14 protein-coding genes and 6 pseudogenes are annotated in these 22,422 nt (G+C 33.7%); 9 read left to right on the plus strand and 11 right to left on the minus strand.

Going from position 1 to position 22,422, the window contains the following annotated elements; genetic code table 11:
- The first annotated feature begins 143 nt into the window (after window positions 1-143).
- The 5 genes and pseudogenes from MSWHS_RS10520 (at window position 144) to MSWHS_RS10545 (ending at window position 7,424) form a co-directional block, all read left to right on the plus strand.
- Entirely contained in the window at window positions 144-2,060 is a 1,917-nt protein-coding gene (locus tag MSWHS_RS10520) for a DUF2206 domain-containing protein (protein ID WP_231585732.1), read from the plus strand.
- Window positions 2,061-2,065: 5 nt separating this feature from the next.
- Window positions 2,066-3,007 (plus strand): glycosyltransferase family 2 protein, encoded by a 942-nt coding sequence (locus MSWHS_RS10525; protein ID WP_052722696.1) that lies wholly within the window; start codon window positions 2,066-2,068, stop codon window positions 3,005-3,007.
- 72 nt (window positions 3,008-3,079) lie between these two features.
- Window positions 3,080-4,636, plus strand: a complete 1,557-nt coding sequence (locus tag MSWHS_RS10530; protein WP_048159032.1) for a UDP-N-acetylglucosamine 2-epimerase — start codon at window positions 3,080-3,082, stop codon at window positions 4,634-4,636.
- Window positions 4,637-4,735: 99 nt separating this feature from the next.
- A pseudogene (locus tag MSWHS_RS19360) lies at window positions 4,736-5,761 on the plus strand (transposase).
- Window positions 5,762-5,978: 217 nt separating this feature from the next.
- Window positions 5,979-7,424 (plus strand): flippase, encoded by a 1,446-nt coding sequence (locus tag MSWHS_RS10545; RefSeq protein ID WP_048159033.1) that lies wholly within the window; start codon window positions 5,979-5,981, stop codon window positions 7,422-7,424.
- 368 nt (window positions 7,425-7,792) lie between these two features.
- Here MSWHS_RS10545 and MSWHS_RS10550 read toward each other — a convergent pair whose 3' ends face one another.
- The gene (locus tag MSWHS_RS10550; RefSeq protein ID WP_048159632.1) at window positions 7,793-9,223 is read right to left on the minus strand and encodes an IS4 family transposase; all 1,431 of its coding nucleotides are present in this window, start codon (window positions 9,221-9,223) and stop codon (window positions 7,793-7,795) included.
- An 8-nt stretch (window positions 9,224-9,231) separates the two neighbouring features.
- Between MSWHS_RS10550 and MSWHS_RS19365 the strand changes: the two are divergent.
- From MSWHS_RS19365 to MSWHS_RS10565, 4 genes and pseudogenes are all read left to right on the plus strand, one after another.
- Window positions 9,232-9,516 (plus strand): annotated as a pseudogene (locus MSWHS_RS19365) (DUF4277 domain-containing protein); the annotation flags it as partial.
- Window positions 9,517-9,603: 87 nt separating this feature from the next.
- Entirely contained in the window at window positions 9,604-10,848 is a 1,245-nt protein-coding gene (gene istA / locus MSWHS_RS10555) for an IS21 family transposase (protein WP_048159034.1), read from the plus strand.
- Window positions 10,845-11,619: pseudogene (gene istB / locus MSWHS_RS10560) on the plus strand (IS21-like element helper ATPase IstB). The gene istA and the pseudogene istB overlap by 4 nt, the downstream one beginning before the upstream one ends.
- Before the next feature lie 98 nt (window positions 11,620-11,717).
- Window positions 11,718-13,073 (plus strand): annotated as a pseudogene (locus tag MSWHS_RS10565) (IS1634 family transposase); the annotation flags it as partial.
- Window positions 13,074-13,437: 364 nt separating this feature from the next.
- On the opposite strand, the pseudogene tnpC reads toward MSWHS_RS10565, so the two are convergent.
- The 10 genes and pseudogenes from tnpC to MSWHS_RS10615 form a co-directional block, all read right to left on the minus strand.
- Window positions 13,438-14,895, minus strand: a pseudogene (gene tnpC, locus MSWHS_RS10570) (IS66 family transposase).
- Between the two features lie 304 nt (window positions 14,896-15,199).
- Window positions 15,200-15,358: pseudogene (locus tag MSWHS_RS20375) on the minus strand (IS1634 family transposase); the annotation flags it as partial.
- Between the two features lie 239 nt (window positions 15,359-15,597).
- On the minus strand, window positions 15,598-16,341 hold the full coding sequence (locus tag MSWHS_RS10580; protein WP_048159038.1) for a TIM barrel protein: 744 nt from the start codon (window positions 16,339-16,341) through the stop codon (window positions 15,598-15,600).
- Between the two features lie 27 nt (window positions 16,342-16,368).
- Complete coding sequence (gene pseI / locus MSWHS_RS10585) at window positions 16,369-17,415, minus strand: pseudaminic acid synthase (RefSeq protein WP_048159039.1); 1,047 nt, start codon at window positions 17,413-17,415, stop codon at window positions 16,369-16,371.
- Between the two features lie 12 nt (window positions 17,416-17,427).
- Window positions 17,428-17,958: a UDP-4-amino-4,6-dideoxy-N-acetyl-beta-L-altrosamine N-acetyltransferase gene (gene pseH, locus MSWHS_RS10590; RefSeq protein ID WP_048159040.1), complete on the minus strand. Its 531-nt coding sequence runs from the start codon at window positions 17,956-17,958 to the stop codon at window positions 17,428-17,430.
- A gap of 307 nt (window positions 17,959-18,265) precedes the next feature.
- Window positions 18,266-19,057: an SDR family oxidoreductase gene (locus MSWHS_RS10595; RefSeq protein ID WP_048159041.1), complete on the minus strand. Its 792-nt coding sequence runs from the start codon at window positions 19,055-19,057 to the stop codon at window positions 18,266-18,268.
- A gap of 7 nt (window positions 19,058-19,064) precedes the next feature.
- Entirely contained in the window at window positions 19,065-19,946 is an 882-nt protein-coding gene (locus tag MSWHS_RS10600; protein ID WP_048159042.1) for an aldo/keto reductase, read from the minus strand.
- Between the two features lie 149 nt (window positions 19,947-20,095).
- Complete coding sequence (locus MSWHS_RS10605) at window positions 20,096-20,824, minus strand: cytidylyltransferase domain-containing protein (protein ID WP_048159043.1); 729 nt, start codon at window positions 20,822-20,824, stop codon at window positions 20,096-20,098.
- Between the two features lie 70 nt (window positions 20,825-20,894).
- Entirely contained in the window at window positions 20,895-22,022 is a 1,128-nt protein-coding gene (pseC, locus tag MSWHS_RS10610) for a UDP-4-amino-4,6-dideoxy-N-acetyl-beta-L-altrosamine transaminase (protein WP_048159044.1), read from the minus strand.
- Entirely contained in the window at window positions 22,019-22,420 is a 402-nt protein-coding gene (locus tag MSWHS_RS10615) for a WxcM-like domain-containing protein (protein ID WP_082088353.1), read from the minus strand. The genes pseC and MSWHS_RS10615 overlap by 4 nt, the downstream gene beginning before the upstream one ends.
- Between the last annotated feature and the right edge of the window lie 2 nt (window positions 22,421-22,422).

Here is a 22,422-nt window from a genome sequence, read left to right on the forward strand (position 1 = left end):
AAATTCCATTTCTTAGAGAACTCGTGGGTTTTGCTTATCTCTGTTTCCTGCCAGGAATCCTAATTATTAGAATTTTAAAATTACATGATCTCGACGTAACTGAAACTTTGTTATATTCAGTTGGACTGAGTCTTTCCACATTGATGTTTGTTGTTTTCTTTATGAATAAGATATTTCTTTATTTTGGTATTCTAAATCCAATAACAACTATGAATTTATCAATTACATTAGGAGTTATAATAGTAATATTCTCCATTTTAGCCTATTTAACTGATAAAAATTACATTCTTGACTTTAAAACTCAAAGTTATTGTCTAAAAAAGTGTTCATTATCTCCTATTAGTTTATTTTCAATTCTTATTCCGTTTTCTTCAATATTAGGAACTTACTTGATGAACTTTTATCAAAGTAATTTTCTTTTGATACTTATGTTCTTTATGATTTCGGTAGTTCTAATTTTTTTCTCTTTTACCAATTGCATTGGAAAAAAATTTTATCCTTTCTTAATTTTTTTAATTTCTATTTCTCTTGTATATCATGTGTCTTTATTTTCAACAAACTTATGGGGTGGTGATATCTATACTGAGCATTATTTTTCGAATTTGGTGTTGAAAAATTCTTTTTGGGATTCTACTATCCCTGGAAATGTTAATTCAACATTAAGTGTCGTTTTATTAGCTCCCGTTTTTTCTAATATTTGTAATTTAACTTTAACATCAGTGTTCAAAATAATCTATCCATTTTTTCTTTCGTTAGTTCCCGTTGGTTTGTACAAAGTCTTTGAAAGTCAAACAGATAAAAAAATTGCATTTCTTTCCTGTTTTTTTTTCATTTCCTTGTTTATTTATTATTTTTGGATGGCTTTAATGCCAAGACAGATTGTTGCAGAAGTTTTTTTAGTACTTTTGATGATGGTAATTGTTGACAAAAAAATATCGAATGCTATAAAGTCTTTCTTATTTATTTTGTTTAGTTTTTCGATGATAGTTTCTCATTATGGTCTTTCAGATTTATTCTTACTGTGTATTATTTTTGTGTACTTGTCGATCTTGACGACAAAATTTGCGAAAAAAAACATCTTTTTTCTGGAATATAACACTGTCAAAAAAATAGCTGTCAATAGAGATTATAATAATATCAGTCTTAATATTGTCATATTATATTTTGTTTTTTTAGTTTCATGGAGTATTTATGTTTCAACAAGTTCTGTTTTTTCCACACTCATTAATATTGGCAAAAACATCGTTAATAATCTTGTCTCTGAATTTATGGATCCTGCGGTGACTGGTGGGATGGGCACTATTCTAATGAATACGGCATCTCCATTACATGAACTAAACAAATATATTCATATTTTAGCCCAAATATTTATCGTAGTTGGTTTACTCAAGGTATTTTTTGGAAAAAACAAATATAATTTCCATCAAAATTACTTATTATTTTCTATTGCAAGTTTCTTATTATTGATTTTTAGTATTGTGATTCCATATTTCTCTTTGGCAATGACGACATCGAGAATATATCATGTAACACTGTTTTTTTTGGCTCCTTTTTTTGTAATCGGAATTACATTTATCACTAATTTAATTAAATCCATAGGGAACAATAATTTCGGTTTGGAGTTCCAAATTAGTCCTATGAAAATGGCATCTGTTTTTTTAATTATTTTTCTATTTTTTAATACTGGTCTCATCTATGAGATCTCAAATGATGTTCCAACTTCTATTCCCCTAAATAGTACGATAGATTCTACTGTTTTTAATGATGGTGAGTGTTTTGCTGCTAACTGGTTGCTTGACACTAGATATGATCATGGTATATACGCTGATAGTAATCGAATAAGAGCTTTGGGTTTTTTTACACATTATAGAAAAAATCAATTGCCATCATCAATTTCTGATGTACCAATCGGTTCCTATATTTATATAGGTTCTTTCAATCTTGAAAATAATTTATTATTTAATGGAAAAAAATCTTTAGATTTTAAAATAATTGAGCTCCAAAATAAAGTATATGATAATAACTGCGCAGAAGTGTACTATGTCTTCAATGGTGTGTGATATATATGTGTCAAAATCCACTGATTAGCGTTATCATTGCTACTTATAATAGGGAAACTTTACTTCCCAGGGCAATAAATAGTGTATTGAATCAGACATACGAAAATTTTGAAGTTGTGGTCGTTAATGATGGATCTGATGATAATACACGTTTTTTTTTAAGTTCAATTTCAAATAAAAAAGTCGTCGTCCATAATCATGAAAAAAATAAAGGTGTAATCTTCGCACATAATACTGGTATCAAATTAGCAAAAGGAAAATATATTGCTTTATTGGGAGACGATGATGAACTATTACCACATGCGTTAAGCAATATTGTTGAAGAATTTAATAAACATTCTCCTGAAAATGTCAAAATATTGTGGTTCAATTGTGCTTATTCACAAAGCGGTAAAAATACAGGAAAACAGATTTTAAGTGGACATAACGTTGAATATACCGATCTATTATGTCAAAAATTCAAAGGAGATTACTGGGTAGTATTAGATAGAGAGTGTTTCAAAGAAGGTCTTTTTGATCAAAGATTACTGGGGGATCACGGGCAGCTGTGGTTAAAACTACACAAAAAATTCAAAGGATATTATGTCCCTAAAATTTTATATCTGGTCCATAGGGAGCATGGAGTTTCAATAACTATATCCGATCCTATTAAATCTTTGGAAAAGAAAATAATAACAATGAACATTTTTTTAGAAAATTTTGGGGCCGATTTGCAGAATAAATGTACTAGAGTTTATGGTAGTCAAATAGAATTACTTGGTTTCTTGCAGGTCTTGAACGGAGATAAACAAAATGGTAGAAAAAATCTTAAAGAAGGTTTAAAAAATAATTTCTCATTATTGTATCTTTTTATTTTGATGGGGCAGTATTTTTTAAATGAAAAACATATACAATTTTTGTATTATTTATATTTCCGTTGTAAAGTATTGCTCATTGTTAATAAATAAACTTGATCTTATAATTTATCTTACTGGGCAGTTATTTTAAACGCTTCATGGGAGACATGGGAGATTTTTTTTATGAGTGTAAATAACGATATGTTTTCAGAAAATAGGCTTCATAAAATATTTTCTTACAATAAAATCCAACACCTTCTTTCTAAAAATATTGGTATGTACCCTTTGGTTTACTATTTTATGAGGCTTTTTGTCAGTTATATTTCTCTTGATTTAGATCCCCTTGATATTTCTAAGTCTATAAATTCTAGGTCTATAAATTCTAAAAGCATCATAAGGAATTTCATTCAAAAAAAAAATATTTTTAAATTTCTACTTAATAATTCTGCAGCCCATGATAATTTGGATATATTATTTTATTCAAGAAGTCGTTTTGTTCCTATTAAAACCTTTGAGGGAAAAGAAACAATCGTTGATTATCTTTTTGGAAGCTTATTTAATCATATAAAGGAATATCAATCCCAGAGAAAAGTGCTTTTCTTTGTGGACAATTTTTTTAAATCTGTTCCAAAAAATTGTGAAATGCCAGTACACACTTTTTATGAATATAGTGATGTTTGTACCTTAACAAAATCTTTAATATTTAGTTTTTTTGTTTATTTTGAATGGATTATCAACAAAAACAAAATAATTAAACACTTAAGGCTTGATGGATGTGAGTTTCTAATTCCCTTATTTACTCGATTTTTCAGTTTTCAGTCATTATTTTCGTTTATATTTTATGATTATTGTTTTCAGAATGCGATAGTAAAAAACAAGCCTAAAATTCTTATTGCAAACGATGATGTACTTTCGTTAAAACCAAAACATCTACTGAACACTAAGTTTTTTGTGATGCAGTCGGCATCTCTAACTCTACAAAAAGAACAACTCGTGAAAATGTTCATTACGTCTTTTTCATTAGATGATTATCTTGTAGATTATTTTTTAGTTACCGGTGATAAGTTCAAAGAGATGAAACAAATAGCTGGGGATTATAAAAAAATTAAAGTTGTAGGCCAGCCCCGGTATGATTCTCTTTACTATTTGAACAAATTAGAATCCAAAGATCTTTTTTTTGAGAAATATGATATAAATCCAAAAAATAAAATCATTTTGTGGACTACCCAATGTAGTGCGATGGATAAAGAAGAGAATACACGTAATTTTGATTCTGTGTTTAGTGCTATAAAAGATCTTAGTAATGTTACTCTTATAATAAAACAGCATCCTGGTGAGACCAATTATCACAGGGAATTAATTAATCTTTATTTAATAAAACATAATTTGAATGCTATAGTTCCTCCTAAAGATTCTGATACATTTGAACTCTTAAACTTCTGTGATCTGATGATATCTAAAGATTCCACTACTGTACTTGAAGCAGTCATATTAAATAAACCAGTTATTGTTTTAAACTTAGGAAAAAGCGCTGATAAAAGAGATTACGTTAAAGAAAATATAGCTATAGGTGTATATGATGAAAATTCTTTAAAACCTTCGATTGAGAAACTATTATTCGAAGATGATTTTTTGGCAATAAACAGGAAGTTGTTTATTAATAGATATATATATAGATTTGATGGTATGTCTACAAAGAGGGTTATTGAATTAATAGATAATGAGATTAATAATATTTAATATGAAAAGTAATACCTGCTTTATCCTCGGTTACTAGTGTCATGGCAACTTAATTTTGGGTCATATTTAAAGTTTTTAATCCCGTCTATATCTTCATTCATGGCAAAAATAAAACTTGAAGAAGATGAAGTGCAGTACCTTATATACTTTGTTAAAAAGGGACAGAAAAGTGCACGAAAACTAACAAGAGCACGAATCCTGTTACTTGCCAACAAAAATAAAAAGAACACCGAGATCGTAGAAATATTGAATGTTGGTAGGAATACTGTTGGGCAAATCAAGAGAAGGTACTTGGATGAAGGTCTCCAAAGCGCTCTTGAGGATAAAGCAAGAACCGGTCAACCTATAAAATCCTATAAAATACACTGAAAAACACGCTGTTGAAACCACAGCGTAAGCATGTACCCCACCTCCTGATGGTAGAAAAAAGTGGACGCTTGTACTGTTTGCTGAAGAACCGAAGATAAAAGAAGGGTTTGAAACAATAAATACTGAATATAGAGAAAGAATGTACAATATTCTCAATCTGTATGAAGAAAAATATGACCCGAAAAAACCTCTCATATGCCTTTTGACGATAAACCAAAATAACTTCTTAGAGAAAAGAGGAAAGCCATTCCGATGAAATATATGATTACGAATATGTAAGGAATGGAACAGAAAATGTATTTGTGGTGGTAGAATTCAAAGAAGGAAAAAGGGTGATTCAAGTAACCAAAAGGAGGGCTAGGAAGGATTTTACACAATTCGTGAAAATTTTCGTTACCGAAAAATATTCTGAAGCTGAAGTCATCTAACTGGTTACGGATAATCTCAATACCCATAACAAAAAGTCATTCTACGAAACATTCTGCGAAGAGGAAGCAAAACAGATTCTGGAAAAAGATAGAATTCCATTACACGCTAAAACATGCAAGTTTGCTTAATGCCGCAGAAATAGAGATCAATGCGATGGATATTGAGTGTACAGACAGAAGGATCGAGGATGTGGAGACACTTACCCACGAAGTGGGTGCATGGACAAAGAGAAGAAATGAACATGAAAATAAGATCAACTGGAAATTTACGAGAAAAATTACTGATGAGAAAATGCCTAAATATTATACACCATATTTAAATTGTTAAGACACTAGTGTAGCGTCAGCAGTAAAACGTCGTGTAAAATCGGTTACAACAATTCTGAATCATTCAATCATTGAGGATTGAAAGAAAATTTAAAATCATCAATTGAAAAGCTAATAACAGACGATAGTGATTTAGCAAAAAAGAGAGACGAATATATTCAACAATTTTTCTAATTAGAATATCTGTTTAAATAGTGCAAGTGAGAGTTCGATGAAAAATGGCTGAATACAAACTTTTTCTACATAGAGTTGGACTAGTAGCTATTGTTCAACTGTTTACAAGCTTAAGTGGAATTATTTTACTTCCTATTCTAGCAAAAAACCTGCTTATAGAGGAATATGGAATATGGGCGCAGGTAATGGTTACGATAGGAATTTTTCCAGGAATTGTAATGTTTGGATTACCTTATACAATGGTCAGATTTTTATCCGGTTTGAAAACACAGGAAGATATTCAGGAAACATTTTATTCGATCTTTTTTTTAGTTGTTTTTACAAGTGGAATAGCTTCATTGTTATTTTTCATTTTTTCTGAAACAATTGCTTCAATATTATTTGATAAAAATGTTTTTGTAGTCAAGATACTATCTTTAATTGTTTTCATTGAATGTTTGAACTCTCTTTTTACAAATTATTTAAGGGCAAGACAAAGAATTAAAAGTTATTCTTTATGTATTTTCTTTAAAACAACAATTCAAATTTCTATCGTAAGTTTTTTTGTAATAATGGGGTACGGAATTTCAGGTGCGATTACTGGAGTGTTAATTACTCAGATTGTTCTATTTTGTTATATTTTTAGGCAAATAATTTTAGATATTGGGATCAGACCTCCTAAATTTAAAAATATGAAAGAATATCTAAAATTTGGAGTGCCTACTGTACCAGGTAATTTTTCAAGTTGGATTGTAAATTCTAGTGATCGTTATGTCATTGGAATACTATTAGGAACTGCTTCAGTAGGATATTATTCTCCAGGATATACGCTGGGCAATATTATAAGCATGTTTTTTGCTCCTCTTTCTTTTTTGCTTCCTGTAACGTTATCTAAGAGCTATGATGAAAATGATTTAGAAGAAGTAATAAAAATATTAAGTTATTCTTTCAAATACTTAATGACCATAGCGATCCCCGCAACTTTTGGAATCTCTATTCTGTCAAAGCCTATTTTAACTATTCTATCCACTCCAGAAATTGCTTCTCAGGGGTATCTTATTACTCCTTTTGTTGCGTTGGGTGCTCTATTATTAGGGGTTTACGGGATAATAGTGCAAGTATTAGTTTTAGAAAAAAGGACACTAATTACGGGTAAAATATGGATTATTGCGGCGATATTAAATCTTCTATTAAATTTTGTTTTTATCCCTTACTTTGGAATTGTGGGAGCAGCCATCACAACATTAATTGCTTTCACTATCAGTCTTATTTTAACAATGCATTATTCATTTAAATTCTTAAAGTTTGATGTAAATTTAGAATTCATATTAAAAAGCGTAGTTTCTTCAATATTGATGTCTTATATAATTTATTTATTAAATCCAGAAGGGTTGATCTCCATTTTACTTACAATAGGGGTTTGTGCATCAGTTTATTTTATAGTGTTATATTCTTTAAAAGGATTTGATAAAAATGAATTTGAATTACTGTATAATATTATAAAACATTAAAGGATTATCTGTTAAAAATTGGAACTTATCTGAGGTTTTGCCATTTTCTTTAAAATCACTTATTTTTCAATAATATTTAATATAGCCCCCTCTTTAATTCTTTACTCGGAGAAGGCTTGTAATTCCTTCCTTTCTCTAATCCCGTAATTTACAGTTATCCCCCAGACTTTCCGCAGATCTCGGATTATTATTCATACATTTTTATTGGAAAACTGTAAATACTGTAACTCGCTATTGAATTTTTGAATTTTTATGCACATTACCCTCAGTTTGACAGTACCCACTAATTGGTACTGAATATTTCCCTTCTTTTTTGGTTCAATCGGGCTTGACAAGTCCTATAAATTTATAAAAATTTATTATATATTCTATGTAATTTCATTCCTTTTTGCTACTATCAAGCTATTGATCCAGTCAAAATTCGCAAAAATATGGTTTTTGACACCATTTATCTTGAACTTGATTGTAAGTGTCAAATTCTTCAAGCTTTTTTTAATGAATTTTGTAGACGTGTGTTTTAGCTCTTCAAATTCATATCGCATCAGCGATATGAATAATTGGGCGATAAACCCAAGGATAATGGCTCCATAAATGCTATCTTCCGACCACAACCTTAATGGCTTAATCTGAATTTCATTTTTCAATGAATGGAATATTTTCTCAATAGAATCCTTTTTTCTGTATGTTATCAATGCATCTTCAAGTGTCAAATGCCTGTTTGATTTCAGACAGAAAAATCCTTCTCTTCCATTAATCAGTGAAGCTTTTAGGAGTTCTACAGCTTCCTCGTCACTAAGCTCTTCTAGCTTAGTTCTAAAAGAGTAATCAATCTCGATCAACTCATTATTTACTCTGAATTTCTTAGGAAGCTTTTTGTTGTTTATGATGGCCTTCTGAATCTCTTTTGCTTCCTTTAATTTCCTCATAACAGCTCTTGCTTTTGATTCTAATTGCCTTTTCTGTAGAGCTTCAGAGAAATAGAAATATTTAATGCTGCTAGGCTTGACTATTTTTATCCCATATATACCTTTTTTGGAATCTATCAGTTCTGCTCTTTCCAGATCAAATTTCTCAATTATTTTATCGTCACTCGTATTCAGTTTCATGGAAGTGAGATAGTCCATCTCATCTTCCTGTATAATATCGATATTATCTTTGGTATTAGCTCCTTTATCAAAAACAATAAAAGAGCCTTTTTTAAGTCTACTTTTCACCTGGTTATAAGTGTCAGAAAAGTGCTCAAGATCAAGAACGTTTCCTTTATTCACTGTAACTCCAATAGGTATGTTAATGGGGTTAGCTAATTCACTAATTCCAACAGTTATCTGCAGCTTATCAGGCCTGTGATCTCTGCTATACCCGTATTTACCAAGGTTGGATTTAGTCCCATAAAGGACTATACTCGTCCAATCCATTTTTATATCCTTCTCTTCAAAACCATATACACAAAATAGAGAATCCAGAATATCAGAGAGAATTTCCTCTCTGTTACGTCCTAAGAGTTCAAGAGTTCTGTAAAGAACTCTTTCATGAAACCTTTCAAGATTCAATATCTCGAGAATTTCTTCCTGATTTAACCATTTGCCAGCTTCTTTGATACTAAAATTTTCAGTCAGCTTGTAGCTTAGCAAACCGATCAGCAAACTATTGAGATCAAGACCCTTGTTTTTATGTTTGCCAAAAATATCACAGAAATTAAGCTTTTCATAAAAGAGTTGGACGGCAAGAATCGATCCGATAGGAACACATATATTCTTGTTAGGAATTGTAGGGAATGCTCTCTGTTTTGTGATGTTCATTTGACCGAATAACACAAAACAAAGAGCACTTATTTTTATCTAACTGTCAAAGTCAGGTTACTACTAACGCCCTGGACCATCACGGTATAGTTTGTGGAATTTTCGATGAACTTGAAATTGGAAGTATTATCGATGAAGTGTTTCCCAAAGTTGGGCAGCATAAATTAGCTCATTCAATAGTGATAAAGGCAATGATTCTTAATTGCCTTGGATTCACTGACAGTCGACTTTACCTGTACTCTCAATATTTTGAAAATCTTCCCGTTGAAAGATTACTTGGTCCTGGAGTTAGTGTCAAGGCCGGTGAATAATTCCTCATTTTAGCCGGATTAAAATTCCCCAATTTCCAATCCTTGAGAAAAGCTCGAGGATCATAAATAATGCTGAAAACGGAGGAATGGCTATTGATACGAGATTTGTATTCACAAGGCTTTAGCATCAGTGAAATCGCCAAACAAACAGGCTTTGACAGGAAAACTGTGAGGAAATATCTCCGACTGAAAACCTTGCCCGAACCCCAGAAACGTTCTGGAAGAAAGAGCAAGCTTGATCCTTTCAAACCTTACATACAAGAAAAACTCAAAGAAGGTCCCTATACTGCTGCTCGCCTCTATCGGGAAATCAAAGAAATGGGTTTTGATGGAGGAAAAACCATAGTCAAGGACTTCGTACAAAAAGTCCGACCTGAGCAGGGAATCCCTGCCGTACTCCGCTATGAAACAAAACCAGGTGTCCAGGCTCAGGTTGACTGGGGAGAGTTAGGAACAGTTGAGGTTGATGGAAAGGTAAAGAAACTCTTTTGTTTCAACATGATTCTTGGATATTCCAGAATGAGATATGTTGAATTTACACTGAGCATAGACACTCCAACTCTTATCCAGTGTCATCTGAATGCTTTTGAGTACTTTGGAGGATTTACACAGGAGATTCTATACGATAACATGAAACAGGTTGTTATCAAAAGAGCATTAAAATCATCAGATTCTGAATGGAACTCACAGTTTGAGGATTTCTTTAAATGCTTTGGTTTTGTTCCCCGGTTATGCAGGCCTTACAGGCCTCAAACAAAAGGCAAAATTGAAAATATGGTAGGGTATGTCAAAAGGGATTTCTTCCTTGGAAGAAGGTTTACATCTCTCGAAGACCTGAACGGCCAAGTTAACAGGTGGTTAGAAAGGGTAAATTCAATTGTCCACGGAACAACCTATCAAATCCCTCTTGAACGCTTTAAGGAGGAGAACCTGAGCCCTCTGGATCAGGTTCCTCCTTACAAAGTTGTCCATAAGGAGGCCAGAAAGGTCTCCAGAGACTGTTATATTTCGTTCCTTGGAAATAAGTATTCTGTTCCTTACAGGTTTGCAGGAAGAACTGCAGAACTTCATATTTTGGAAGGAAAATTAGGGATTTATGTTGATCATGAGAAGGTCTGTGAACATGAAATTCTTCCTGGTAACTGTAGAGTTTCAAGGAAAAAGGAACATTTCCAGGGTCTACTGAGTGAGATTCTTAAAGAGAACTCAAAATGCAAAAAAGGCTCACAGATTCCGTTGAAATTCTCAGGTCCCGATGTTGAAAAAAGGTCTCTTGATATCTATGAAACATTCAGTGAAGGTGGTTTTGAATGAACAACTTCAGCTATGAGAGACTTCACAGTAACCTGCAGTACCTGAAGCTGAATACTATTGAAGAGCTCTTTGACAACTACCTTGAAATTGCTGCAAGAGACAGCAAGACAACAATGGAAGTCCTTGATTATCTGTTTGAACAGGAAAAGAAACGCAGAGAAGCTGCTGCAATTGAGAGAAGGATGAAGATTGCAGCTTTTCCTGTGAAAAAGACGCTTGAAGAATTCGATTTTGAGTTTCAGTTATCTATTGATAAAAAAGTCATAGAAGACCTTGCAACCTTGAGATTTGTTCATAATGCAGAAAACGTTGTTTTGCTCGGTCCTCCTGGCGTTGGAAAGTCGCATCTTGCAATTGCTCTTGGAATTGAAGCGGTAAAAGCAGGAATTTCGGTTTACTTTACCAATACAGGAAACCTTATTGAAAGGTTGAAATTAGCAAATAGAGAAGGAACGCTTGAAAAGAAACTCAGGGACTTGATGAAATATAAAGTGCTGATAGTTGATGAAATAGGATATCTTCCATTTGACGAAGAAGGAGCTCACTGCTTATTTCAGCTAATCTCCAGACGTTATGAAAAGTGTTCAACGATCCTGACATCATAACAAGTCATATGGAGAATGGGGAGAGATATTCCAGGATCAAGTAATAGCGGCTGCTGTGCTGGATCGCATACTCCATCATTCTACTACGATTAACATAAAAGGAGAGAGTTACAGGCTAAAGGAAAGGAAAAAACAGGGAATAAAAATGGGAAATATGTATCAGTGACTTTTAGAGTAAACTTTTAAAAAATTGAGTAAAATTTATATCAGCATATGAGGAAATTTATACCGGCTAATGTGAGGAAAAGTAAACCGGCCTTGACAGTTAGTGCATCAGATCTTACTGATGACGTTTTAGGGCGAACTCTTGATAAGATCTACGAAGTAGATCCTACTCAACTGTTCATGAAAATTTCCATGAAAATGATGGAAATTGTGAACCTTAAGGTTATACAACTTCATTGCGATGATACCAATTTCAGCGTTCATGGAAACTATGAACCTGAAGATGGTAGCTCTGCCATTGAACTCACTTATGGTCACGCAAAAGATAAGAGATATGATTTGAAGCGTTTTTCAATGGGGATGATTGTAAATCAGTATGGTATGCCATTATTTACACAGGCTTATTCTGGAAATTCATCCGACAAAGAAACCATAGTAGAAGCCATGAAAAGACTTAAGGAAAACATAGAGTTCCCTGATGATGTTTATTTCATAGCTGATAGCTCTCTGTATTCTGAAGATAATGTCAAAGCATTAAAAGACATGAAGTGGATCACTCGCGTTCCCTCAACTATACATCTTTGTAAAGAGCTACTGATTTCTGATATTGAGTTTAAACAGGGGAAAGACTCACGCTACTCGTTTTATGAAACAATGGTTGAATATGGTGACATAAAACAAAAATGGGTAGTTGTTCACTCCACCGAGATGCATAAAAGAAAAGACATTACTCTTGAAAAGAAAATAAAAAAGATAGTCAAGGAAGCTCAGAAAGAGCTTAAAGAGCTGAAAAAAATAGAGTTTGCATGTGAAGAGGACACAAGAGCAGCCCTAGAAAGATGGAAAAAGGAAAACCCTTACTGTTTGCTGGAAACAGTTGACATCTCCACGGTATCAAAACGAGAAAATAGCAAAAAGGGCAGACCAAAAAAGGGTGAAAAACTTGTCACTCATTATGTTGTAGATGCAAAAGCTATCAGGAATGAAGAACTCGTACAGCATGAAAAAAAGTATCATGGAAGATTTATAATCGGAAGCAGTGACCTGAATCTTGATGCTGAAGAGATGTTGGAAAAATACAAAAATCAGAGTAAAGTGGAAAAAGGATTCAGGTTCATAAAGGACAAAAGTTTCAGGGTTTCTGAGGTGTATCTTAAGAAACCCGAAAGAATTGAAGCATTGTCAATGATCATGGTTTTAACTCTGATGGTTTACTCTGTAGCAGAATGGAAGCTGAGAGAAAAACTAAAAGAAACAGGGGAATCAATACCGAACCAGGTTAAGAAACAAACTCAAAAGCCGACGTTGAAATGGGTTTTCATGTTGATGAGGGGGATTACGGAAGTGGAAGTAAAAACGAAATCAAAAACGAAAATTCAAGTTGCCAACTTGGATGAGATAAAAGAGAAATTAATAAGGTTGATGGGAAAGAGTTGTGAAAAATACTATTTTTGAGATGAGGGTTACGCTCATTAACTAAAAAATCTCAAAGGTTTCAGGTAGCACAAGTAGCGGATGCTATTATGGAATTCAGGAAATACCAGTCATACAGTATGAAAAATATGAGCATAGTGACAAATTCAGTTTATTCTGTTTTAAGAATCAACGAATTTGCCATAATAAAGATCAATTATTATTGAACAGTAAAATATTTAATAAAAATTATTTTGTTTTTGTGGACATTTGCGGAATGTCGGATACTGTTCTTTAGCTGTACTTTTAGTGGGGATCCCACATTCCGCAGTATTTTTTTCAAAAATCGTAACTATTCAGCCACTGATAAAAAAAGTATGTTTTTTCAGCAAAATGCTGCAATCCTTCAGGATAATAGCGGCGCTCCGTTGAGCACCGCTATAATAGCATCCATTACATTCATTCCATTCTTTTTAATTGAGGATATGTATGCCCTAATTCTGCAGAAAGCTACCGCTCCTTCTATGCTTCGGAAAGTTCCCGAAATTTTCTGTTGTAGCTTCATCATTCTGATATCTCGCTCTGCTTGATTGTTATCAAACGAAACTCTCAGGTTATTGAGGAATCTCAGAATCGGTTCTTTGTGTCTTATGAACCTATCAAGGAGATTCTTTGCTTTTGTTTGTGCTGGTCTTCCTCTCTTTTTCACCTGATCTTTTGAGGGATCAGGTGGTGGATTTTCCTCGATTCCTTCTTGAATTATTGCATCGTATATTCTCTCGAATTCCCTTACTTTTTCTGGATCTATTGGAATTTCCATCTCTCTGCATCCATCAGTATACTTCTTCATCTCACTGAGGAGTTCATTAATCTCTTTAGCCCATTGCTGTTTAAAATTCTCTTCAATCCCAGTAAGTTCCCTTTTAAGATGAGCGTTGCACAGAGCATGTTCACATCCATACTTGTTGTATGAAGCAAGCCCATCATGAACTGCTACTCCCTTGTATTGCGGAAGAAATCCCAGAGCATCCATTGCTTCTGTCCCTCTTTTTGGATGTGCGAAATAGTAGGTCCACAGACTGTTTGATACTACATGAAGCCACCATTTAGTCCCTAAAATTCTCATCCCTGTCTCATCACAATGTGCAGAATAGGAAGCTAATAAATGTTCCATAGCAGCTTTTTCAAAAGGTTCCAGGTTCTGGAAACATTCCTTTTCCGCTCTTTTTATGATAGCTGGGCTGATACGTATACCGTATACATCCTCTACTAAATCACAAATCCTTTCATAAGGAATCAATTGATAGTTCCTAAAATACATAATTGAGGCTAAAAGACGAGGACCATATTGAATTGGGAATTTTATAGACTCTGGAAAAGAGCCTTTGTTAACTTTTCCGCAGTGAGGACACTTCTTGATTTCACAACGATGCTCAGTAAATATGATTTTCACAGGAGGAATTTCAGCTTCTTGTCTGCGTTCATAGTCATTAACTTCAGTATCTTCAAGATGATGACCACAATTTTCACAGCAGTGAGGTGAATGGACTATGACATAATCAGGATTCTAAGTCATTTCAAGAGTTTTCCCAGAATGGCCTTTTTGACCACCAGGTTTTTTGCCACTACTTTTACGGAGACTCGTAGGTTTAGGTTTTTCATTACAAAAAACATCAGTAGAAGGAGGTTTACTGCTATTTTGGCTGTTTTGATTTAAACGAGCCTCTAAAATTCTTACACGCTCTTCAAGTTCAGCAATCTGAGAAGATTGTTTCTCTATGATATACTCAAGTCTCTGGATTACAGCAATAACTGCTTCAGGACCAGCTTCATAGATTTCAAGGATCTCTTCACGTGTAAGCATGATGTTGAAAAAAGAGAGTTATTTTATATGCAACTTTTCCTCGGAACGAGGAAAAAATTGCTTTTATTAAGGGTATGGCTGAATAGTTACCAAAAATCAATATTTTCCCTGATAGCATTTTTGAAACAAATCAAATTAATTTGGACTTTTAATGGAACCTGGTGAAAATTGAATGATATCGTTTTTTTGTCTTTATGATACACCATATAACTGCTTTACCTCCTGCATAAAAGTCCAATAAATCCACGTTTTATTGAAAATCGATAGCAGGAAAAATTGTGAATATGCAAAAATTTACTGCGGAAAGTGGGTTGAGGTCAAGACCTTTACTTTTATGTTTGCTAAAAATATCACGGAAATTAAGCTTTTCATAAAAGAGTTGGACGACAAGAATCGATCCAATAGAAACACATATATTCTTGTGAGGAATTGTAGGGAACGCTTTCTGTTTTGTGATGTTCATTTAACCGAATTACACAAAATAGAGAGCACTTATTTTTATATTACTGTCAAAGTCAGGTTGAATACAACAATAAGCACAGAACCATTTCCATTGCAAGTGCTTCTATTCTTGATTCTTTTTTCAGGTACACCTCAGACACTTTGAAACTTTCAAGGGCGGTTAATTTTTTTCCATTTTTGGCTTTTAAAGCGTTTTGGTGATTTTTGGCATAAGCTCATCTCTCTTTTTGATGGGGCAGTTTACTTGATAAACGCTTTAATTTTTGTCAAGTTGGCAAGATCCTCATTAAAGGATTCAAGGTTGCATCTTGGTGTTTCCAAAGTTATGTTTTTAGAAAGTATGAGTGAGACATATTGCATTAAAAACCCAAAGTCATAATTTCCTTCTCCTATTGCTAGGTGCTCATCTTTTTCGTTAGCCAAGTTTCCATCTGAAATATGAAAGTAAGAGGGGTTTAATTTTAAAAATTCTTTGATGTATTTTTTGTAGTCTCTGTTTAAACTAACAGCAGCTTTAATTGCATGATTCATATCAAAACAAAACCCAAATTTTGATCCCATAAGTTCAGAAATTTGCCCTGGAGAATAACCCACCATTACTTCATCAAAAAGTCCAACTTTGGGCATGTTTTCAATTAAGATCCGTTTGTCATCGATACATTCCAAAAACTCTATCGACGAAGCTAGAGAACCGAATCCAGGATGAAGGATTAAATAGTCAACTTTAAGTTGATCGGCCCATTCAATGCAGTTCTGAATTGCTTTAAGGTTATAATCCTTTTTATCCCTGTCAGCAATGTTCACACCGTATCTTTCCGTTGTTATGTGAATTGTATAAGGCAGGTCGTAAGAAAGAAATGCATCTATTTCTGAACCGGGTATTGGAGTCAATTCAATGTATTGAAATACATCATCCTTTATCAGTTGCTCTGCCTGTAGGAGCGTGTCTTGGTTGATGGACCAGAGTTTTAAGCCGAAGTTCATTTATATCCCCCTGAAATATTTAAATATTCATCCTATAAGATCCCAGTTGAGAGGGGTCCCTTTAGTAACAGCCTTTGCAGCTTTTTTGCCCAGGACATCGTTCAGATATTTGGTGTGAAGTCCAAAACCGGGCCTAATAGACTTTATATTTTTCTCAGAAAACACTTCTCCCTCTTTCATATCTTCTACGACAAAAAGAGATCGAGAAAACTCACGGCTTTTCTTCATCTTGTCCGTTAATTCATAACTGACTTCTCCAAGAGCTTTTTCAACTTCTCTTACCGCTTCAACCATTGCCTTAAACTCCTGGGGTTCAAGAGAAAATGCAGCATCTGGCCCACCCAAACTCCGGTCAAGTATAAAGTGCTTTTCGACTATTTTTGCTCCAAGAGCTACAGCTGCAATCGGTACTGATATCCCAAGGGTATGATCGGATAAACCTACGACTGTCTTAAAAGTGTCCTTAAGGTTTGGGATTGTGTTCAAGTTTACGTCCTCAAGAGGGGACGGATATGCAGATGTACATTTTAATAGTGCAACCTGTTCGTTTCCCATCCTTTTGCAGGCGTTTAAGGCTTCTTCAATATCTGCAAGCGTGGCGATACCTGTAGAAATAATTACTGGTTTCCCTTTTGAGGCAATGTATTCTATGAGAGTTATGTCAGTAATTTCAAATGAAGCGACTTTGTAGGCAGGTACGTTCATTTTCTCCAGAAAATCAACGGCAGTTTTGTCAAAAGGAGAGGAGAAACATAAGAGTCCTAAGTCTTCAGCTATCTTTTTTAACTCCGGTTGCCATTCCCACGGAGTGTAGGCTTCCTGATATAGCTTGTAAAGGGTTCTGCCATCCCACAAAGTTCCTTGCTTAATCCTGAAATATTCATTCTCTGAGTCAATAGTTATTGTGTCTGCTGTATAGGTCTGGAGCTTGACTGCATCAGCTCCGGTTTCCTTTATGGATTTTATGGTTTTTACAGCAAGATCAAAATCATGGAGATGATTAGCAGATAATTCTGCGATTATAAATGTATGTTTACTGTTTCCAATTAACTTGTTCCCAATTTTGATTTCCATCTCTTTCAGTCCTCATTTATTTATTATCCCCATAATTATGACGTTAAGCCATTTCCCATCTTTACATACAAATTCCTTAAGTATCCCTTCTTCTTCAAAACCCATTTTTTTGTAAAAATCTATTGATCTTTCGTTATTCTCTATAACTTCGAGCTTCAATGAATGCAGCTCAAAGATATCGAAGGCCACTTTTTTTAGACAATTGCTAAGTAAACTGCCTTTATTCTTCATTTCACAAAATGGATTTGAATATATGCCCAGGTAGGCATTTTTATTTTTTATGTTTATATTGTTTAAGGAAATAACACCTATAAATCCTTCATCTTTATAGACAATCCAGTAAAAATTCTTATTATCTTTTTGCAAATTTTCTAAGAAATTAAAATGTTCTTCCTGAGATATAATTTCATCTGAGTACATCCATTTTCTGATCCTCTCGTCGTTTCTGCATTCTCTTACCATTTCTTTTTCTTCTATTGAAGCATTGGTAAAGTTTGTTAAGAGAATCCCATTAAATGAAAAGTTTTCTTTTAGATTCATCATTCGTGATCCTTAGTCTGAGAAATTGATGTACATAAGTAAATTTTTGATTTTTTCCTATTATTATATGCTTTCAACAATTTACTGTAAAATTTGTTAGACCACTACCATTCTATTCATCATAATTTCAACAATCTCAAATCAAATGGTTCATCAATATCAACTGTCTCTCTCCTCCATCACCAAAAAACCAACATTTCCATCAACGATTTCATTTTTTTCCATTAAAATATCTGGTCGTGGGGTGAGTTACTGAAAACCGTAAGCATAAGAATCTCTCTACATTTTTCCTAAATACGGAGGACTTCAACTACCATATTGTCCATCCCCCATCAACTACGATATTCTCACCATTAATGTAATTGGAGGCATTTGAAGATAGTAACACAATTACACCTTTCAAATCATCTGGGGACCCTATTCTTTTTAGTGGAACTTTATTTTCAAGCATCTCTATAAATTTTTTATTTTTTTGAACATCTAAATTTGGAAAGGGGCCTGGAGAAACAGAATTTGAAGTAATTCCAAATTTTCCATAGACGCCTGCTATATATCTCGTAAACTGTATCACTGCAGCTTTACCAGCACCGTAATTTGCAGGGTTATAATAGTTGTTACCTTCATAGATTGATACATCAGGTGAAACCATTCCGTACATAGAAGCAATATTGATTATTTTTCCATAATTATTTTCCAGCATGTATGGTAAAACCGCTTTTGTGCACCTATATACCGAGTTGATACTTCCATCAATTCCTTTATTCCATTCATTGTCATCCATCGAAAGCAATTCTTTACCTGCTCCATAATACGCATTATTAATTAGTACGTCTATTTTACCAAACCTTTGAACTATATAATCAATATTTTTTTTTATATTTCCGAAATCAGACGTATCCAGTTCAAGAGGATGGTTTTGGTTTCCAAACTTTTCAAAAAGATCTTTTGCAACTTCTTCGGTTTTTCCAAAGCTCCTGCTACTTATAACAAGGGTGGCTCCAAATTCTGCAAGTGCTTCACACATTATCTTCCCTAAATATCCACTGCCACCTGTTACTAAAATTACTTTCCCACTTAAATCGAACATCTCTTTTAAGAGCATACACTTTTCACCATTTCCTTGGGTCAATAACGTTTTCATTTATGTTTGCAAATGCAGACATATCTATGCCTGGTGTATCATTAGATTCAAAGTCTTTAATATTTTGATTCAATTGTTGAAGAGAATCCACCCCAATAACTATGGAATCAATTTCCTCTATTGATTTTACGAAATCTAATGCCAATTTTGAGATCGTTACTTTTTTCTCCTCCGCCAGTTGATCTAGTTTGATTAAATAATTCTTTGCATGGGTCAAATTTGTGGGCAAATTTCTCCTATCTTTAAAAAACAATCCTTGCAAAAAAACGCTTCTTGAAAAAATGATAAAATTTTTTTCCTTTAATCTTTTCAATAACGAATTGCTAAGAAATCTTTGATCAAAAATATTTAATGGAATTTGTATTGTATCAAAAGCATTCATTTGCATGACTTTTTCAGCTTCATTAGGCGTATAAATAGATACTCCTAAATTATCAATAAGTCCATCTCTTTTGGCTTTCTTTAAGCTGGGAAGAAGTTCATCGTAAAAAAAAATGTCCTGAAAATCATGTATGAGGTAGTTATCAATACATTCTATATCTAAATTATATGCAGACTTTTCAATACTCTCATAAATTATTCTCTCTATATCTTTTTTACTAACATTATTTTTACTCAACGATTCCAATTTCGATGTAATATAACATTTGGAATGTTTGGTTTTTAAAAAATTACCGACTATGGATTCACTATCTCCATAGGCACTTGCTGTGTCGAAAGAATTTATATTGTTTAAATATGCATATTCAAGAATTTTTAAAGCTTCTCTCTTTTTTGGTTTACCAACCAAGTTGTTAATCCCATAATCCAAGCCCAGTTGAGCAGTACCTAATGTTAATCTTGAAATCATACACACCTCATACAAATATAACTACAGACCCTTGTATACAAATGTGAATATTATTTTTATTTTTCAATACAATCACTTATATCGTTTTGAAATTAGTAGATTTGACAAAATTAAATATGTAATTAACATTTATGAATCACTAAATTTATTTACTGTTTATAGTATCTCTGTTTGACATGTTGATTTATTCTTTTTATTTCTGGATTTGAGTCCATAAAATTAATTATGGTATTTATGGAAACAAGAGACAGGTCCCCCAAATAATTATAAAGTTCTGAATAAAGCTTTAGATCTTCTGGAGTATCAATAGTTAATCTGATATCTTCCCTTTTGAGAACTTCAACAGGATTCACATATGCCACTTTAAATTTTTTATCGTTTTCGCGGATATACGGTGTAACGTGCTCTTTTTGAAATTTTTCTTTTGAATTTAACCATGCATCTTCTAATGCTTCGAAAGTAAAAACTTCACTTCCTGTTCCCAATATTACCTCTTTAGAACTCACATAGTCACAATTATTATTTAATAAATAATTAACAATATCTTGCATTAAATCGGAATCTGTTAGAGGGTTGTCCGCTGTGATTCGTACAATTATTTCAGCATTATATTCTTTAGCAGTTTTGTAATATCTATCTAACACATTTTCTTCAGATCCTCTGAAGACATTAAATCCATTTTTTAATGATATTATCTCAATAATATCGTCTTCTTTTTTTGTTGTAGTAGCGACAATTAATCTGTTAATCAAGTCTACTTTCTCAATACGGCATAATAATGTTTCTAAAACTGTTTTTTTCCCTATTTTTTTTATAACTTTGTTAGGCAGTCTAGTAGACCCAGTCCTAGCTTGTACAATACCTACTATATTTTTCATCGAATCCCAACTTGGCAATAGTCTTAATAATACTCAATTTTTAATTTTTTTCACCAAATCTTATTTACACTCAAATGAATGTCTCTGACAAAAGAGTTTTCACCACTAACTCAACGTCCTCATCACTCATCTTTGGGTAGATGGGAAGGGTGATGATCCTTTTAAAAACGTCCTCAGTTACGGGGTAATCATTTTCATCAAAATCAAAATGTTTGCGATAGTAACTAAAATGGTAAGTCGGGATATAATGTACATTCACACCGATTCCATTCTTTCTCATACACGTAAAGAATTTATCACGATTAACGTCTTTTAACAAAATCGTATAAATATGCCATCCATGTTTTATACCTTCTTTTGTAACAGGGATTTCCACAAATTCACAGTCTTTCAGCAACTTATTGTAAAGCTCTGCAATTTCTCGGCGCCTTTTGATAAACATGTCCAGCTTCTTCAGCTGAGAAATCCCCAAAGCTGCCTGGATATCCGTCATCCGGTAATTCCTTCCAAGCATTTTCATATCATAGGCCCAGCTCGCATCGGGTCCGTATCTCTCAGTTGCACTTTTATCAATACCATGACTATGGAGTAGACGAGCCCTTTCTGCGAGTTCGGAATTATTTGTAACAACTGCACCTCCTTCTCCCGTGGTAATCGGCTTAACCGGATGAAAGCTGAAAACCGTGAGGTCAGCAAAACTACCTATCTTTTTCCCGTAATAACTGGCTCCGAGAGCATGGCAGGCATCTTCAATGAGGTAAAGGTTATATTCTTCTGCGATTTCCTTAATTTCCTTGATGTCACAAGGGTGCCCTGCATAATCAACGTAACTTATTGCCCTTGTTTTTGGGGTGATTTTGCGTCGAATATCTTCGGGATCGATATTCCGGGTATCTTTTTGTATGTCTGCAAATACCGGCTTGAGACGGTTATAGAGAAGTGCATTGCTGGTAGCTGCGAAGGTAAAAGGTGTGGTAATTACTTCAGATCCTTCTGGAAGATCCAGTGCTCCTACGGCGATATCCAGGGCACTTGTTCCGCTGTTTACTGTCACAGAGTGTTTGCATTCCACGTATCTGCAGAGGGCGTTCTCAAACTCCCCAACCTTTGGACCTGTAGTCAGCCAATCGCTACTCAGCACTTTCATGACTTCTTCTTTATCTTCTTCATCAATCCATTGAAGTCCATAGGGAATCATATGGTAACCTCATAGGGAACAGTGTCTTCCTTATCCTCGGGGTTTTTACTGAAAACCATCAAGCTTGCCTCATGTTCCCAGTTATTTTTTATTGCATGAGCTACAAAAGGTGGAATGTATATCATCTCGTATTCCTTGGTATGTGTATCCAGAATTAGTTCCCCTTTTTCACCTGATATAACATTTTCAAGATGTAGCTCGATTTTTCCGGAAGCCGGTGCGATCCATTCCTCTTTTTTCTTGTGGTAGTGGTTGGCTCTTACCATTCCGGGATTCACAGATACCAGATAAGTGTGTATGCAGTTGAAAGGCTCATCATCATAATTCATTGAGACCAGTTCAGAGAGCCAACCATCTTCTCTCGTATGTTTAACTCGTGATAATTTCTTGAAGAGCATCT

Source organism: Methanosarcina sp. WWM596, from assembly GCF_000969965.1.
Taxonomy (GTDB): domain Archaea; phylum Halobacteriota; class Methanosarcinia; order Methanosarcinales; family Methanosarcinaceae; genus Methanosarcina.

What these genes read in the sequence shown, in the direction of transcription:
- MSWHS_RS10520 (WP_231585732.1), top strand. Translation starts at nt 144, where the DNA reads ATGTTTGTTGTTTTCTTTATGAATAAGATATTTCTTTATTTTGGTATT.
- MSWHS_RS10525 (WP_052722696.1), top strand. Translation starts at nt 2,066, where the DNA reads ATGTGTCAAAATCCACTGATTAGCGTTATCATTGCTACTTATAATAGG.
- MSWHS_RS10530 (WP_048159032.1), top strand. Translation starts at nt 3,080, where the DNA reads ATGAGTGTAAATAACGATATGTTTTCAGAAAATAGGCTTCATAAAATA.
- MSWHS_RS10545 (WP_048159033.1), top strand. Translation starts at nt 5,979, where the DNA reads ATGGCTGAATACAAACTTTTTCTACATAGAGTTGGACTAGTAGCTATT.
- MSWHS_RS10550 (WP_048159632.1), bottom strand. Translation starts at nt 9,223, where the DNA reads ATGAACATCACAAAACAGAGAGCATTCCCTACAATTCCTAACAAGAAT.
- istA (WP_048159034.1), top strand. Translation starts at nt 9,604, where the DNA reads ATGCTGAAAACGGAGGAATGGCTATTGATACGAGATTTGTATTCACAA.
- MSWHS_RS10580 (WP_048159038.1), bottom strand. Translation starts at nt 16,341, where the DNA reads ATGAACTTCGGCTTAAAACTCTGGTCCATCAACCAAGACACGCTCCTA.
- pseI (WP_048159039.1), bottom strand. Translation starts at nt 17,415, where the DNA reads ATGGAAATCAAAATTGGGAACAAGTTAATTGGAAACAGTAAACATACA.
- pseH (WP_048159040.1), bottom strand. Translation starts at nt 17,958, where the DNA reads ATGATGAATCTAAAAGAAAACTTTTCATTTAATGGGATTCTCTTAACA.
- MSWHS_RS10595 (WP_048159041.1), bottom strand. Translation starts at nt 19,057, where the DNA reads ATGCTCTTAAAAGAGATGTTCGATTTAAGTGGGAAAGTAATTTTAGTA.
- MSWHS_RS10600 (WP_048159042.1), bottom strand. Translation starts at nt 19,946, where the DNA reads ATGATTTCAAGATTAACATTAGGTACTGCTCAACTGGGCTTGGATTAT.
- MSWHS_RS10605 (WP_048159043.1), bottom strand. Translation starts at nt 20,824, where the DNA reads ATGAAAAATATAGTAGGTATTGTACAAGCTAGGACTGGGTCTACTAGA.
- pseC (WP_048159044.1), bottom strand. Translation starts at nt 22,022, where the DNA reads ATGATTCCCTATGGACTTCAATGGATTGATGAAGAAGATAAAGAAGAA.
- MSWHS_RS10615 (WP_082088353.1), bottom strand. Translation starts at nt 22,420, where the DNA reads ATGCTCTTCAAGAAATTATCACGAGTTAAACATACGAGAGAAGATGGT.